Raw genomic sequence first — 15,205 nt, 5'->3', positions numbered from 1 at the left:
GGCTCGCATTCTTACCGAACAAAGCTCACGATCGCGCCTGTGTGGGACCGTTACCATTTGCCGCTGCCGGCCGGGCGCCGGTCATGGGAGCAGGCCCAGTGACATGGCGGTCGTCACGGCGGCGGTCCGGTCGGACACCTCCAGCTTCGCGAAGGCGCGCAGCAGGTGGGTTTTCACGGTCGCCTCGGAGATGTGCAGCGACCGCCCGATGTCCGCATTCGTCAGACCTTTCGCGACGAACCGGAGCACCTCGACTTCCCGTGCCGACAACGATTGCCGCACCGGCCCGCGGACGCGGTTCACCAGCCTGCCCGCTACCGACGGTGCCAGCACGGTTTCTCCGCGTGCCGCGGCGCGGATCGCGTTCGCGAGGTCCGCGCGTGACGCGTCCTTCAGCAGGTACCCGGCCGCGCCCGCCTCCACCGCGCGCAGGATGTCGGCGTCGGTCTCGTACGTCGTGAGCACGACCACCTTCGTCGACGGGTGTTCCGCGAGGATCCGTGCCGTCGCCCCGACGCCGTCGAGGTCGCGCATCCGCAGGTCCATCAGGATCACGTCCGCGTCGACGGTCCGCGCGACCGCGACCGCCTCCTCGCCGGAACCCGCCTCGGCGACGACCGCCAGGTCCGGCTCGGCCTCCAGCATGCCGCGCAGCCCCTCGCGCACCACCGGGTGGTCGTCCACGAGCATCACCCGGATCACCGGGGCACCTCCAGTTCGACCGTCGTACCGTCAGGTCCACTGTGGACCGCCAGGGTACCGTCGACCTGCGCCGCGCGGTTCCGCATGCCGCGCAGGCCGAAACCGTCCACCGGCACGCCGGCGTCGAAGCCGACACCGTCGTCGGCGACCCGCAGCGTCGCGCTCTCCTCGTCCACCCGCAAGGAAACCGTCACGTTCCGCGCCTTCGCGTGCTTGCGGACGTTGGTGAGCGACTCCTGCACCATCCGCAGCAGCACCACCTCCAGCACGGTCGGCAGCCCGGCGCTGTCCCCGGACGCCCGGTAGGTCACCGAGATCCCGGTCTCCTCGGCGAACCGCTCGAACTGCCGCCGGATGGCCTGGTCGACCGAACCCGTGCCGAGCGCGCTCGGCATCAGCCCGGCGACGAGCGACCTGGCCTCCGTCAGGTTCTCCCGCGCGGTGCGGGCGGCGAGGGCGAGGTGCTTGCGCGCCTTCTCCGTGTCGCTGTCCAGTTCGGACTCCGCGGCCTGCACCAGCGTCACCAGGCTCGTGAAGCCCTGGGCGAGCGTGTCGTGGATCTCGGCGGCGAGCCGGGCCCGTTCCGCGGCGACCCCCGCCTCCCGGGAGAGCCTGCCGATCTCCTCACGGCTCTGCTCCAGCTCCTCGATCAGCTCGGCCCGTTCCTGGCTCTGCGTCACGACCCGCACGATCCACGTGCCCATCAGCACCGAGAACAGCATCAGGAACAGGGTGCCGGGCACCAGCTGGCGCACGGCCGCGTCGACACCGTCCTCGGCCAGCACCGCCGCGACCGGCACCAGGTTGACGCCGATGACGTAGGCGATGGCCTCGGCGAGGCACAGCGACATGAACGCCATCGGGCACACCGCGAACAACGCGAACGACATCGCGGGCTCGAACGCGACGCCCAGCACCAGCAGTGCCAGGTTGACGCCCATGAAGATCCGGCCCCGCGCCGCGGACTGGACCGGCGCGACGATGTTCGGCCTGCCGTAGCGCGCGTACCAGACGCTCATGGTGGCGAGCGCGCCGACGGCGACGGCCTTGTCGGTGGCCGTGGCGCCGTCCTGCTGGAGCAGTGCCACGACCAGCGCGACCGAGCCGACCGCGAAGAACACGTCCCACAGCCAGAACATGCGGTCCCACGCGTCTAGCCCCCGCGCTTGTTGCTCCACCGGAACGTCAGCAGGCACAGCACCAGCCCGATCACGCACCAGACGCCCAGCACCAGCGCCGTCTTCCCGAGTTCCCATGAACCAGCAGCCTCCTGAACCACCATGCTGTCCGGTAGGAAGACCGAGCGGAACCCCTGGGCCGCCCACTTGACCGGGAAGAGCGCGCCGACGGTGATCATCCAGTCCGGCAGCTGGCTGACCGGGATGTACACACCGGACATGAACTGCAGCCCGACGTACGGCAGGTTGGTGACCGCGGACGCGCTCTGCGCCGAGTTCGCGACCGAACTGATCGCGATGCCCAGCAACGAACAGCTGACGATGCTGAGCACGAACACCCACACGAACGTGAGCCAGCGCTCCGGTTCCGTCGGCAGCGCGACGTCGAACATCAGCATGCCGACGCCCAGCAGCAGCACGACCTCCGCGAGGCTCGCGACCGCGACCAGCACGACCTTGCCGACGAAGTAGGCGGCGGCGGGCATCGGCGTGCCGCGCAGGCGTTTCAGCGTGCCGTCGTCGCGGTTCAGCGCCACGCCGATGCCAAGGTTGAGGAACGACGTGGCCACGATGCCCGCGCCGATCATGCTCGCGGAGAACACCTGGCCCGCGGTGACGCCGCCCGGGTACGCCTCGTCGAAGATCGAGCCGAGCAGCACCAGGATGAACGCCGGGAAGGTGAAGGTGAAGATCACCTGTTCCTTCGCCCGGAAGAACTGCTTGAGCTCGACCCCACCCCTCGAGAGGCCGAGCCCCGCGGTGGACGGCAGGGCGGCGGTGGTCATCGCGGTGCTCCGATCAGGCTCAGGTAGGTGTCCTCCAGGCTGGGGCGGGTCACGGTCAGCTCCGGCAGCTCGCCGCCGTGGGAGAGCTCGCGGATCAGCGCGGTCGGCGAGTCGGTCAGCCGGGTCTCGCGCCCGTCCGGGCCGAGCCAGCTGACCGTCGCCTTGGCGGTCGACCGGCCGCCGAGCGTGGCGGGCGTGCCCTCGGCGACGATCCGCCCGCCCGCGATGACGGCGACGCGGTGCGCGAGCGCCTCGGCCTCGTCGAGGTAGTGGGTGGTGAGCAGGATCGTGGTGCCGCGGTCCGCCAGGTTCCTGATCAGCTCCCAGAACTGGCGGCGCGCCTCCGGGTCGAACCCGGTCGTCGGCTCGTCGAGGAACACCAGCTCCGGCCGCCCGATCACGCCGAGCGCCACGTCCAGCCTGCGGCGCTGCCCGCCGGAGAGCGCCTTCACCCGCGCGCCCGCCTTGGCGGCGAGCCCGACCTGCTCGATCACGTCGTCGACGTTCGCGGGGTCGGGGTAGTAGCCGGCGAAGTGGCGGACGCTCTCGCGGACGGTCAGTTCGGCGGCGTCATTTGCCGTCTGGAGGACGATGCCCAGCCGTGCGCGCCAGGCCCGGCCGGCCGTGCCCGGGTCGGCGCCGAGGACGTCGACGTCGCCCGCGTCCCGGGTGCGGTGACCCTCCAGGATCTCCACCGTGGTGGTCTTGCCTGCCCCGTTGGGGCCGAGCAGGGCGAACACCTCACCCTGCCTGATGTCGAGGTCGACGCCGTCCACCGCGGTGACGCCGCGGTAGGACTTGCGCAACCCCCGAACCTTGATGGCGGTCATGGGGGAATCGTGTCCCGCGGGGCCGCGCTCACGGGACGCCCGCGCGACTGATTCCGCCTGTCAACCGATCGGTGGACGTCGGGTTGTCCACAGGTGCCTTGGTTGTCCACAGGTCGCGGCTGTGGCCCGGGTTCTGTCGGTGGTCACCGGTAGACTGGACAGCGGGGTGCCCCCGGGAGTGGTGGGGGCTGCCCGTATGTACTGGGGTCGGGGTTTTCTTCGGTTTTCGCAGGTCAGCTGCTTGTGTCCCGGGCTTTGTGGTTGGCCTTGTTGTGGGTTTCCCTCCGGGGGGTCCTCGCCGGACGGGCTGGTCTCCGGGATGGCGGGGGTCTTGCACGGGGTTGGGTTGGCAAGGACTGCTGTTGAGTGGTCTGCCTGCCATCCCGTCGACCTCCCACGGGCTATCACACCGCGTCAAGGGGGCCCGGCGGCTTTGGTACGTGGTGTTTTGGGTTTCGGGCCCCCTTGACCCGGTGTGATCGGGCTTCGCCAGGTCGACGGGATGGCAGGCAGCAGCCCTGTGGTGTGGTGGGCTTGTGCCCCCGCAGTGCGGGCTGTGCATGTGGTGGGGCCCGTCCGGTGGTGGGCTCGCGCCCACCTGGGTGCCCCCGGGAGTGGTGGGGGCTGCCCGTATGTACCGGGGCCGCGGCTTCTTTCGGTTTTCGCAGGTCAGCGGTTTGTGGTCCCGGGCTTCGTGGTTGGCCTTGTTGTGGGTTTCCCTCCGGGGGGTCCTCGCCGGACGGGCTGGTCTCCGGGATGGCAGGCAGCAGCCCCGGGGTGTCGTGGGCTCGCCCACCTGGGTGCGGTCAGTAGTGGTTGACCGTGTCCCAGCCCTCGACCTCGTCCGGGCGGCGTGGGCCGGGGCCGATGTACTTCGCGGACGGGCGGACCAGGCGGCCGGTCTGCTTCTGCTCCAGGATGTGCGCGCACCAGCCCGCGGTCCGGGCGCAGGTGAACATCGCCGGCATCATGTGGGGTGGCACCTGCGCGAAGTCGAGGATCACCGCGGCCCAGAACTCGACGTTGGTCTCGATCGCGCGGTCCGGGCGGCGTTCGCGCAGTTCCGCCAGTGCTGCCTGCTCCAGCTCGGCCGCCACCTCGTACCTCGCGGCGCCGAGTTCCTGGCACGTGCGGCGCAGCACGCGGGCGCGCGGGTCCTCCGCGCGGTACACGCGGTGGCCGAAGCCCATCAGGCGGTCGCCGCGGTCGAGGATGTTCGACACCACCTTGCGGGCGTCGCCGACGTTCTCGACCTCCTCGATCATCGGGAGGACGCGGGCCGGGGCGCCGCCGTGGAGGGGGCCCGACATGGCGCCGATCGCGCCGGACATGGCGGCCGCGACGTCCGCGCCCGTGGACGCGATCACGCGGGCGGTGAAGGTCGACGCGTTCAGGCCGTGCTCGGCCGCCGACACCCAGTACGCGTCGACCGCGCGTACGTGCGCGGGATCGGGCTCGCCGCGCCAGCGGGTCATGAAGCGCTCGGTGATCGTGGCGCACTCGTCGATGCGCTTCTGCGGCACCGCCGGGCGGCCGATGCCGCGGGCCGACTGCGCCACGTACGACAGCGCCATCACCGACGCGCGCGCCAGCTGCTCGCGGGCCTCCGCGTCGCTGATGTCCAGCAGCGGCTTGTAGTCCCAGATCGGGGCGAGCATCGCGAGCGCGGCCTGCACGTCCACCCGCACGTCACCGGTGTGCACCGGGATCGGGAACGGCTCCGCGGGCGGGAGGCCCTGGCCGAAACGACCGTCGACCAGCAGCGCCCACACGTCGCCGAAGGTGACCTTGCCCGCCAGGTCCTCGATGTTCACGCCCCGGTAACGCAACGCGCCGCCGTCCCGGTCGGGTTCGGCGATCTCCGTGCGGAAGGCGACGACGCCCTCCAACCCCGGGCGGAAACCGTCGTCCGGCTCCGCCTTCGCGGGAGTGTCCTCGACCTGCCGCACCGCGCTGTGCATCGTTATATCCAGCCTCTCCGCCAGTCCCCGACCTACCTCGCGCGGTCTGCGCACACCCGTCGTGGCACCGCGCGGTCAACCAAGGTTCCTCCTATTTCTACCGCCGTGGCAATTGTCCCGACCGGTGGTTTCGGTCACGATTAAGGAGAACGATTCAGAACCGCGGCGTCTCCAGCGCGTAACGCGTGCGTTTCCAGGACGGAACACGGCGGCATCCGGTGGTAGACACCTTCCATGCACCTGACCCCGCAGGAACGCGACAAGCTGCTGGTTCTCTTCGCCGCCGACGTCGCCCGCCGCAGGCTCGCGCGCGGTGTGCTGCTGAACCACCCCGAGTCCGTCGCGCTGATCACCGAACACGTGATCGAGGGCGCGCGGGACGGGCGGTCGGTCGCCGAGCTGATGGCGAGCGGGCGTTCGGTGCTGACGCGAGCGCAGGTCATGCCGGGCGTGCCCGAGATGATCGACTCGGTCCAGGTGGAGGCCACGTTCCCGGACGGCACCAAGCTCGTGACCGTCCACAGCCCGATCGCGTTGGAGGAGCCGGTCCGTGATTCCAGGTGAGATCCTCCCGGCCGCCGAGCCGGTCGAGCTGAACCCGGGGCGGCCACGCGTGACGCTCGTCGTCCGCAACACCGGCGACCGGCCCGTGCAGGTCGGTTCGCACTACCACTTCGCGGCCACCAACCCCGCGCTGTCGTTCGACCGCGCCGCCGCCGAGGGGCACCGGCTCGACATCCCCGCCGGGACGTCCGTCCGGTTCGAACCCGGCGTCGAACGCGAGGTGTCGCTGGTGCCGTTGGCTGGCCGCCGTGTCGTGCCGGGGTTGCGATGACCCACGTCGACCGGGCGCGGTACGCGTCGCTGCTGGGGCCGACCGTCGGGGACCGGATCCGCTTGGCGGACACCGACTTGCTCATCGAGGTGACCGAGGACCGGGCCATGGGGCCGAGTGGTGCCAGCGACGAGGTGATCTTCGGCGGTGGCAAGGTCATCCGCGAGTCGATGGGACAGTCGCTCGCCACGCGTGCCGACGGCGCACCCGACCTGGTGATCACCGGTGTCGTGGTCCTCGACCACTGGGGTGTGGTCAAGGCCGACGTCGGCGTGCGGGACGGGCGGATCGTCGGCATCGGCAAGGCGGGCAACCCCGACACGATGGACGGTGTCGACCCGGCGCTCGTGATCGGACCGTCCACAGAGGTCATCGGCGGCGACGGGAAGATCCTGACCGCGGGCGGGGTCGACTGCCACGTCCACTTCATCTGCCCGCAGCTGACGGAAACCGCGCTGGCGTCGGGGCTGACCACGTTGATCGGCGGCGGCACCGGGCCCGCGGAGGGCAGCAAGGCGACGACCGTGACGCCCGGCGCGTGGAACCTCGCGCGCATGCTGCAGGCGATGGACGGCCAGCCGGTGAACGTTCTCCTGCTGGGCAAGGGGAACACGGTCTCGCTCGACGGGTTGCGGGAACAGGTCGCCGCGGGCGCGGGCGGGTTCAAGCTGCACGAGGACTGGGGCACGACCCCCGCCGCGATCGACGCGTGCCTGCGGATCGCGGACGAGACCGGGGTGCAGGTGGCGATCCACACCGACACGCTGAACGAGAGCGGGTTCGTGGAGTCCACTGTGGACGCGATCGCGGGCCGCTCCATCAACGCCTACCACACCGAGGGCGCGGGCGGCGGGCACGCGCCGGACATCATCACGGTCGTCGGGCTGCCGAACATCCTGCCGTCGTCGACGAACCCGACCCGCCCGCACACCGTGAACACCATCGACGAGCACCTCGACATGCTGATGGTGTGCCACCACCTGAACCCGTCGGTGCCCGAGGACCTCGCGTTCGCGGAGAGCAGAATCCGCCCCACGACGATCGCCGCCGAGGACGTGCTGCACGACCTCGGCGCGATCTCGATGATCGGGTCGGACTCGCAGGCGATGGGCCGGATCGGCGAGGTGGTGATCCGGACGTGGCAGACCGCGCACGTGATGAAGCGCCGCCGCGGCGCGCTGCCCGGGGACGGTGCCGCCGACAGCGTGCGGGCCCGTAGATATGTCGCCAAGTACACGATCAACCCGGCGATCGCGCACGGCATGGCGCACGAGATCGGCTCGGTCGAGGTCGGCAAGCTCGCGGACCTGGTGCTGTGGGAGCCGAAGTTCTTCGGGGTCAAGCCGTCGCTGGTGCTGAAGGGCGGGTTCATCGCGTGGGCGGCGATGGGCGACGCGAACGCGTCGATCCCGACACCGCAGCCGGTGCTGGCCCGGCCGATGTACGGGGCGGCGCCGAGGGTGGCGTCGGCGTCGAGCCTGCACTTCGTCGCCCCGTCCGCGGTCGGGCTCGACCTGGGCACGGCGACCCCGCTGGCGGCGCTGTCGAACCCGCGGGCGATCACGAAGGCGGACATGGTCAACAACGCGGACCTGCCGGACGTCCGGGTCGACCCGGACACGTTCGCCGTGCACGTCAACGGCGAGCTGATCGAGCCGGCGCCGGTCGAGGAGCTGCCGATGGCGCAGCGGTACTTCCTGGTCTGATGAACGTCACCGCGCTGCTGCTGGCCGACTCCCGGTTCCCGGGCGGTGGGCACGTGCACTCGGGCGGGCTGGAGGAGGCCGCGTCGCGGGGCTTGGTGCGCACGGAAGCCGACCTGCCGGGGTTCCTGCGCAATCGTTTGCGGACGGCGGGTGCGCTGGCGGCGGCGTTCGCGGCGGCGGCAGCGCGGCCGGGCGTGGACTGGCTGGTGCTGGACGCGGAGCTGGACGCGCGCACACCGTCGGCGGCGCAGCGGGCGGCATCGCGCGCGCAGGGACGCGCCACAGCACGCGCCGCGAAGGCAATGCTCTCGCTGGGCGCTGACCCGGGGATGGCGGTGTCGTCGGTGGGTTCGGACGCTGACCTGCCGGTGAGTGCGGGAGCCGAACTGCTCGCCGCGGTGCCGCGGCCCCACCACGCCATCCTGCTCGGCGCGCTCGTCGGGGTGCCCGAGGACGCCGCCCTGGCCGCCGCCTACCTCGCCGTCACCGGGCCCGCCAGTGCGAGTGTCCGGCTGCTCGGCCTCGACCCGCTGCGGGTCAACGCGGTCGTCGCCGCGCTGGGGCCGGAGATCGCCGAGGTCGCGGCCGTCGCCGCGGAGGTTCGTGCGCCTGCCGACCTGCCCGCTCCCGGCTCGCCCGGGCTGGACGTCCTTGCCGAGGAACACGACCGCCACCACCGAGAAGAGGTGCGTCTCTTTGCGAGCTGACCACGACCACGAGCACCCGGTCAACTTCGACCCCACCGCCGCCGAGCCCGACCCGCACCCGGCGCTGGCGCCCGCGGGTGACCGGCCGTTGCGGATCGGGATCGGCGGGCCTGTCGGCAGCGGCAAGACCGCGCTCGTCGCCGCGCTGTGCCGGGCGCTCGGCCAGGAGCTGGAGCTGGCCGTCGTCACCAACGACATCTACACCACCGAGGACGCCGACTTCCTCCGCCGCGCGGGGGTGCTCGACCCGGCACGCATCGAGGCCGTCCAGACCGGCTGCTGCCCGCACACCGCGATCCGCGACGACATCACCGCCAACCTCGACGCCGTCGACACGCTCACCGAGCGGTTCCCCGGCCTCCAGCTGGTGATCATCGAGAGCGGCGGGGACAACCTGACGGCCGTGTTCAGCCGCGGGCTCGTCGACCGGCAGGTCTTCGTCGTCGACGTCGCCGGGGGTGACAAGGTGCCGCGCAAGGGCGGGCCCGGGGTCACCACCGCCGACCTGCTCGTCATCAACAAGACCGACCTCGCGCCGCTCGTCGGCGCCGACCTCGACGTCATGTCCGGGGACGCGGACCGGGTGCGCGGCGGCCTGCCCGTGGTCCGGCAGTCACTCGTGGCCACCCCGGACGCCCCCGAGGTGGCCGACTGGGTGCGGAAACAGCTGGTGTGAAGGCGGAAGCACTGCTGGAGGTCGAGCGCGGCGGCGTCGTCCGCACGCTCCGCTCGGCGTCCCCGCTCACCCTCGTCCCGGTCCGCGGCCGGCCGGTGGTGCACCTCGTCAACTCCGCGGCGAGCCCGCTCGGCGGCGACGACCTCACGCTCACGGTGAGGCTCGGGCCGCACGCGTGCCTCACGCTCGCGGGCATCGCCGCGACCGTCGCACTGCCCGGCCCGCACGGCGAACCCAGCCGGACCACGGTCCGGGTGGTGCTCGCCGAGGGCGCGCGGCTCGCCTACCTGCCCGAACCCACGGTGATCACCCGGCGGGCCCGGCACACGTCGGTGTTCGTCGCCGAGCTGGGACCGGACGCGCACCTGCACACGCGGGAGACCGTCGTGCTCGGCCGCGACGGCGAGCGCCCCGGCGAGCTGACGACGACCACGGACCTGACCCGCTGCGGGTACCCGGTGCTGCGGCAGACACTCCACGTCACCCCGGAAGTCCTGCTGGGCAACCGGGTCATGGCCACCGAACTGTCCACACACGACGAACGGGACACGGCGAGCGGCCCGTGGTGGTCCAGGACGCGCCTGGCCGCGGGCGGCACCCTCACCACGTCACTGGCCGACGACGCGGTCACGGCGGCACGCCGACTCGGTGCCGCCGCGCTCCTCGGCGCGAACCGGTAGTTCCCGCCGCGAGTCCGCCCCGATCCTTCAGAGCGCGCGGGTCGCGTAATCCCGCTCGATGAGCCTGCTGACGTCGACGGCGATCGTGGCGGGCTCGGAGAGGGTGACGGGTCCGGTCGCCTTCTCGGTCACCTCGTACTCGGCGCCGACGAGCGTGCACGTGGTGATGCTCGCGGGCTCGGTCAGGTCGATGACCCAGTAGTGCGGGATGCCCGCGGCCGCGTACTCGGCGGCCTTCAGGACCCGGTCCGTCCTCCGCGTGCCCGGCGAGATGATCTCGACCGCCAGCAGGACCTCGGCCGCGTCGACACGGGGCGGGTTGCGCCGGAAGAGGCTCTCGCTCACGACGAGCACGTCCGGTGCCCGGACGGTCGCGGGGAAGGACGACTCGACGACGACCTCGACGTCCTGGGTCGCGGCGAGGGTCGGGGGAAGCTGCCGGTTGAGGTCGACCATGAGATTGCCGGCGGCTCGCTGGTGGTGGGGTGCGGGCCGCGGGGCCACGACGAGAACTCCTTCGGCCAGTTCGTAATGACGCGAGGTGTCCTCGGGTAACGCGTCCCACTCCTCCAGGGTCAGGAGGTGATCGGGCCACGGCTGCACGCTCATGTGGTCATCGTAGAGCATCGTCGCTGCTCACGGGGGTTGCCCGAGATCGGAGGAATCATCCGGGCGCGTATTCACGCGACCGCGCTTGATCGCGTCACTGGCACCCCTCGCGACCGTTGAACCCGTTGGGTGTAAAACGGTTCGTCTCGGAGAGCCACTCCGGGAGAAACAGGCACACTGGTAATTACCGATTTCAGAATCTGGACCTGTTTGGACAAGGGCCGAGGAGAGGTTCGATGGCTCAGGGCGCGGGAGCGCACGGCCGGATGTACCGCGGAGTGGATACCGAGCAGCGACGCGCGGAACGCCGGGAACGGCTCCTCGAAGCGGCACTCGACGAGTTCACCACCCGCGGTTATCACAAGACGAAGATCGCCGATCTGTGCGCGAAGGCCGGCGTTTCCACCAGGAATTTCTACGAGAAGTTCGCGAGCAAGGAAGCGCTGCTCCTGGAACTGCACGCGCACATCAACACGATCGCCATGAAGCGCATGCTTCCGGTACTGGATTCGGTCGCCGACGCGGACGCGCTCACCCGAATCACGACATTGGTGGACGCATTCGTCTCGGCTGTCACATCCGACCCCCGTTATCCTCGACTGAACTACGTCGAAGCGCCGGGAATCAGTCAAGCGATGGAACGGCAGCACCAGGACTGGTTCAAACGCTACGTCGACTTCATCGCATCGGAGTGTGACCGGGCGGCGGCCGCCGGGCTCGCGCCGGTGCGCGACTACCGGCTGACCGCGATCGCGCTGGTCGGCGCCGTCACCGGCCTGGTCCGCGAGTGGCAGACCCACGAGCCACCCCTGCCCGCGGACGCCGTGGCCACCGAGATCAGGGAGATCTTCATCGCCGCCATCACCCGTCCGGCGTAGCTTCGCGCGAACGGCGTGTTTCGAGATCGATTCAAGTGCGCGTCGTCACCCGCCGTGTGGTTTCGCCGCCGGTCGGGAACCCGTACCTTCGAAACGTGAGGTGACCCCTACGCGTCGAGGAGTTCAAGGATGGCGGACGCCGACATTGCCACGCCCGACATCGCCGTCGCCCTGCCGACGATGCGCGTGTCTTACGAAGAGGGCACCCTGAGCGAGGGTGAGCTGGCCGAGCACTGGCACCAGCAGCTCCAGGCGTGGCTGGACGACGCCATCAGGGCCGGCGCCCCCGAACCCAACGCCATGGTCCTCGCGACCGCGAACGCCGAGGGCATCCCGTCGTCACGGACCGTGCTCATGAAGGGCCTCGACGAGCGCGGGGTCGTCTTCTTCACCAACTACACCTCCGCCAAGAGCCACGACCTGATGGCGACACGGTTCGCCTCGGCGACGTTCCCCTGGTACTCGCTGCACCGCCAGGCCACCGTCCGCGGCACGGTCGAGAAGGTCAGCCAGGCCGAGACCAAGACCTACTGGGCGTCGCGGCCCCGCGGCTCGCAGCTCGGCGCCTGGGCGTCGCCGCAGTCCATCGTGGTCCGCGACCGCCACACGCTGGAGAACGCGCTCGCCAACGTCGAGCGCCGTTTCGCCGACGCCGAGGAGGTGCCGGTACCCCCGCACTGGGGTGGCTGGCGCATCCGCCCCGAGGTCGTCGAGTTCTGGCAGGGCCGCCGCGACCGCATGCACGACCGCCTCCGCTTCAAGCTGACCCGAGACGGCTGGATCGTTGAGCGCGTCGGCCCCTGACCGACCTGATGTGAAAGGCGCGTTCGCGGCACTCAACGCCGGGAACGCGCCTTTCGTCGCATTCGGGCGTCGCGAAACTCACGCGCGGTGAGGTCGTTAGCGGGCCTAAGCTCTGCGGCGTGGGGGTAGCAACAGCCAGACGGTCCAGGGTCGCCATCGACACGAGGCCGTTGCGCATACCCGCGTACCGGCGGCTCTGGGTCTCCACGGCGATCGTCTCCATCGGATCGCAGTTCACCGTCGTCGCGGTGCCCAAGCAGATCTACGACCTGACCGGCTCGTCCGGTTTCGTCGGCCTCGCGGGCGCGTTCGGACTGGTCCCGCTGCTGATCTTCGGGCTGTGGGGCGGCGCGCTCGCGGACGCGTTCGACCGGCGCACGGTCATCCTCGTGACCAACGTCGGCGTCGCCGCCACCTCCGTCGCCTTCTGGGTGCAGGCGGTCGTCGGCGCGAACGTGTGGCTCGTGCTGAGCCTCCTCGCGGTCCAGCAGGCGTTCGTCGCGATCAACATGCCCACCCGCACCGCGGCCGTCGCCCGGCTGGTGACGCCCGACCTGATCGCGCCGGCGACCGCGCTCACCGCCACCGTCGGCTCGTTCGGCATGGTGTTCGGGCCGCTGCTGGCCGGCGCGCTGATGCCGCTCACCGGGCTGCCCGTGCTCTACCTGGTCGACGCGGTCGTCCTGGTCGCCGCCACCCTGATCGTGTCCGGGCTGCCGACGATGGCGCCGCTCGACGGGGTCAAGCGACGGGCCGGGATCAGTGACATCGTCGACGGGTTCCGCTACGTCGCCGCGAAGAACGTCCTGTTGGCAAGTTTCCTGCTGGACATCATCGCCATGGTCGCGGGCATGCCGCGGGCGCTCTTCCCCGAGATGGCCGAGCGCACCTTCGGCGACCCGCACGGCGGCGGGCTCGCGCTCGGCCTGCTCTACGCGTCCATCCCGATCGGCGCGCTGATCTTCGGCCTGTTCTCCGGGTGGCTGTCGACCGTCTCCCGGCACGGCGTCGGCGTGACCGTCGCGGTCGTCGTGTGGGGGCTCGCGATCATCGGGTTCGGCCTGGCCGGACAGCTGTGGCTCGCGGTCACGTGCATGGTCGTCGCCGGGGCCGCCGACATGGTCAGCATGGTCTACCGCAGCGCCATCCTGCAGACCGCCGCGACCGACGAGATGCGTGGCCGCATGCAGGGCGTGTTCACGGTCGTCGTCGCGGGCGGGCCGCGGATCGCCGACCTCGCGCACGGCTGGGCGGCCGCCGGCGTCGGCACCGCGGTGGCCGCGACGGGCGGCGGCGTGCTGGTGATCGTCCTGACCGTGATCGCGGTGGCGTGCCTCCCCGCGTTCTGGCGTTACCGGGCCGCCACCGGATAGTTGGTGAACAAGTAACGTCCTGATCTGGTCGAAGCGGACGAGATCCGGCATGCTCACGGTCATGGTGACCGAGAACACAGCTGCGTCCGAGGAGCAGTCGACGCTCAAGCGGGTCATGGGCTCGAAGCTCCTGTACTTCTTCGTGATCGGCGACATCCTCGGCACGGGCATCTACGCCCTGACCGGCACCGTCGCCGGCAAGGTCGGCGGTGCGCTGTGGCTGCCGTTCCTGCTGGCCTTCGTCGTGGCGTTCCTGACCGCGTTCTCCTACCTGGAGCTGGTCGGGAAGTACCCGAAGGCCGCGGGCGCCGCCCTCTACACGAACAAGGCGTTCAAGAAACCGTTCGTGACCTTCCTCGTCGCGTTCGCGGTGATGTGCTCGGGCATCACGTCCGCGTCGGCCGCCGCGATGGCGTTCGGCGGCACCTACCTGCCCGCCGCGTTCGACTTCGAGGTCTCCGACACGACGAAGATCGTCGTCGCGGTGATCTTCATCGGGCTGCTCGCGGTGGTGAACTTCATCGGCGTCGCGCACTCGGTGAAGGCGAACGTCGTGCTCACGCTCATCGAGCTGTCCGGCCTCGCGATCATCATCTGCGTCGGCCTGTTCGCGGTCGGCAGGGGCGACGGCGAACCGGGCAGGCTGCTGGAGATCAACACCTCGGACACGAGCTGGCTGCTCGCCATCACCGCGGCCACCTCGCTCGCGTTCTTCGCGATGGTGGGCTTCGAGGACTCGGTCAACATGGCCGAGGAGTGCCAGGACCCGCCGCGGGTCTTCCCGAAGGCGCTGCTCGGCGGTCTCGCCACCGCCGCGGTGATCTACGTGCTGGTCGCGATCACGTCGTCGCTGCTGCTCACCGCCGGTGAGCTGGAGGCCGCCGAGTCCGGCGCGCTGCTCAAGGTGATCGACGTCGGCGCGCCCGGCTTCCCGAGGTGGGTCTTCGAGTGGATCGGCGTGTTCGCGGTCATCAACTCCGCCCTGATCAACATGCTGATGGCGAGCCGCCTGCTCTACGGCATGGCGAACGAGCGGATCCTGCCGCGCGTGTTCGGCACCGTGCACCCGTTCCGCCGCACGCCGTGGGTGTCGATCATCGTCACCAGCGGCATCGCCGTCCTGCTGCTGATCTTCGCGGGCACCGACGGCGTCAGCGCGCTCGGCGGCACCACGGCGTTGCTGCTGCTGTGCGTGTTCACCGTGGTCAACATCGCCGTGCTCGTGCTGCGCAAGGACCCCGTGTCCCACAAGCACTTCCGCGCGCCGACGTTCGCGCCCGTGCTCGCGGCCGTCCTGTGCCTCTACCTGGTGCTGCCCGGGCTGTCCGGCAAGACCGCCCGCGACTACTACATCGGGCTCGGGCTGATCGCGCTCGGCGTCGTGCTGTGGCTGGTCAACTGGCTGGTGCTGCGGTCGCGCGGCGAGCAGGACGTGGTGAAGGAGTTCGACCCGCAGGCGCTCAAGGACTGACCGTAGGCTC

The 15,205-nt window shown here is 70.7% G+C and carries 16 protein-coding genes; 10 read left to right on the top strand and 6 right to left on the bottom strand.

Features of this window, described 5'->3' with window-relative positions:
• Positions 1-81: 81 nt before the first annotated feature.
• The 5 genes from ACYQ77_RS38505 to ACYQ77_RS38485 form a co-directional block, all read right to left on the bottom strand.
• Positions 82-702: a response regulator gene (locus tag ACYQ77_RS38505; RefSeq protein WP_459721033.1), complete on the bottom strand. Its 621-nt coding sequence runs from the start codon at positions 700-702 to the stop codon at positions 82-84.
• Positions 699-1,841, bottom strand: a complete 1,143-nt coding sequence (locus tag ACYQ77_RS38500) for a sensor histidine kinase (protein ID WP_459721030.1) — start codon at positions 1,839-1,841, stop codon at positions 699-701. Before ACYQ77_RS38500 ends, ACYQ77_RS38505 begins: the two co-directional genes overlap by 4 nt.
• Positions 1,842-1,855: 14 nt before the next feature.
• A complete protein-coding gene (locus tag ACYQ77_RS38495) occupies positions 1,856-2,665 on the bottom strand; it encodes an ABC transporter permease (protein ID WP_459721027.1) in 810 nt (269 codons plus the stop codon).
• Positions 2,662-3,495: an ABC transporter ATP-binding protein gene (locus ACYQ77_RS38490; protein ID WP_459721025.1), complete on the bottom strand. Its 834-nt coding sequence runs from the start codon at positions 3,493-3,495 to the stop codon at positions 2,662-2,664. Before ACYQ77_RS38490 ends, ACYQ77_RS38495 begins: the two co-directional genes overlap by 4 nt.
• An 806-nt stretch (positions 3,496-4,301) precedes the next feature.
• Positions 4,302-5,456 (bottom strand): citrate synthase 2, encoded by a 1,155-nt coding sequence (locus tag ACYQ77_RS38485; protein WP_459721022.1) that lies wholly within the window; start codon positions 5,454-5,456, stop codon positions 4,302-4,304.
• Positions 5,457-5,690: 234 nt separating this feature from the next.
• Here ACYQ77_RS38485 and ACYQ77_RS38480 point away from each other — a divergent pair, with 234 nt between their 5' ends.
• The 6 genes from ACYQ77_RS38480 to ACYQ77_RS38455 are packed head-to-tail and all read left to right on the top strand — an operon-like array spanning position 5,691 to position 10,060.
• A complete protein-coding gene (locus tag ACYQ77_RS38480) occupies positions 5,691-6,020 on the top strand; it encodes an urease subunit gamma (protein WP_459721020.1) in 330 nt (109 codons plus the stop codon).
• A complete protein-coding gene (locus tag ACYQ77_RS38475) occupies positions 6,007-6,291 on the top strand; it encodes an urease subunit beta (RefSeq protein ID WP_459721017.1) in 285 nt (94 codons plus the stop codon). Before ACYQ77_RS38480 ends, ACYQ77_RS38475 begins: the two co-directional genes overlap by 14 nt.
• The gene (locus ACYQ77_RS38470) at positions 6,288-7,997 is read left to right on the top strand and encodes an urease subunit alpha (protein WP_459721014.1); all 1,710 of its coding nucleotides are present in this window, start codon (positions 6,288-6,290) and stop codon (positions 7,995-7,997) included. Before ACYQ77_RS38475 ends, ACYQ77_RS38470 begins: the two co-directional genes overlap by 4 nt.
• Complete coding sequence (locus ACYQ77_RS38465) at positions 7,997-8,704, top strand: urease accessory protein UreF (protein WP_459721011.1); 708 nt, start codon at positions 7,997-7,999, stop codon at positions 8,702-8,704. Before ACYQ77_RS38470 ends, ACYQ77_RS38465 begins: the two co-directional genes overlap by 1 nt.
• A complete protein-coding gene (gene ureG, locus ACYQ77_RS38460; RefSeq protein ID WP_459721008.1) occupies positions 8,694-9,380 on the top strand; it encodes an urease accessory protein UreG in 687 nt (228 codons plus the stop codon). The genes ACYQ77_RS38465 and ureG overlap by 11 nt, the downstream gene beginning before the upstream one ends.
• Positions 9,377-10,060 (top strand): urease accessory protein UreD, encoded by a 684-nt coding sequence (locus ACYQ77_RS38455; RefSeq protein WP_459721005.1) that lies wholly within the window; start codon positions 9,377-9,379, stop codon positions 10,058-10,060. Before ureG ends, ACYQ77_RS38455 begins: the two co-directional genes overlap by 4 nt.
• 27 nt (positions 10,061-10,087) lie before the next feature.
• Here the strand turns inward: ACYQ77_RS38455 and ACYQ77_RS38450 are convergent, their stop codons facing one another.
• Complete coding sequence (locus ACYQ77_RS38450) at positions 10,088-10,669, bottom strand: Uma2 family endonuclease (protein ID WP_459721002.1); 582 nt, start codon at positions 10,667-10,669, stop codon at positions 10,088-10,090.
• Between the two features lie 236 nt (positions 10,670-10,905).
• On the opposite strand from ACYQ77_RS38450, the gene ACYQ77_RS38445 reads away from it, so the two are divergent.
• The 4 genes from ACYQ77_RS38445 (at position 10,906) to ACYQ77_RS38430 (ending at position 15,195) form a co-directional block, all read left to right on the top strand.
• Positions 10,906-11,547: a TetR/AcrR family transcriptional regulator gene (locus ACYQ77_RS38445; RefSeq protein WP_459720999.1), complete on the top strand. Its 642-nt coding sequence runs from the start codon at positions 10,906-10,908 to the stop codon at positions 11,545-11,547.
• Positions 11,548-11,676: 129 nt separating this feature from the next.
• Positions 11,677-12,351, top strand: a complete 675-nt coding sequence (gene pdxH, locus ACYQ77_RS38440) for a pyridoxamine 5'-phosphate oxidase (RefSeq protein WP_459720996.1) — start codon at positions 11,677-11,679, stop codon at positions 12,349-12,351.
• A gap of 119 nt (positions 12,352-12,470) precedes the next feature.
• Entirely contained in the window at positions 12,471-13,724 is a 1,254-nt protein-coding gene (locus ACYQ77_RS38435; RefSeq protein ID WP_459720993.1) for an MFS transporter, read from the top strand.
• A gap of 49 nt (positions 13,725-13,773) precedes the next feature.
• Positions 13,774-15,195, top strand: a complete 1,422-nt coding sequence (locus ACYQ77_RS38430) for an APC family permease (protein WP_459720991.1) — start codon at positions 13,774-13,776, stop codon at positions 15,193-15,195.
• The last annotated feature ends 10 nt before the right edge of the window (positions 15,196-15,205 follow it).

The sequence above is a fragment of the Actinophytocola sp. KF-1 genome (genome assembly GCF_054661535.1).
This window is presented reverse-complemented; position numbering and strand designations above follow the sequence as displayed.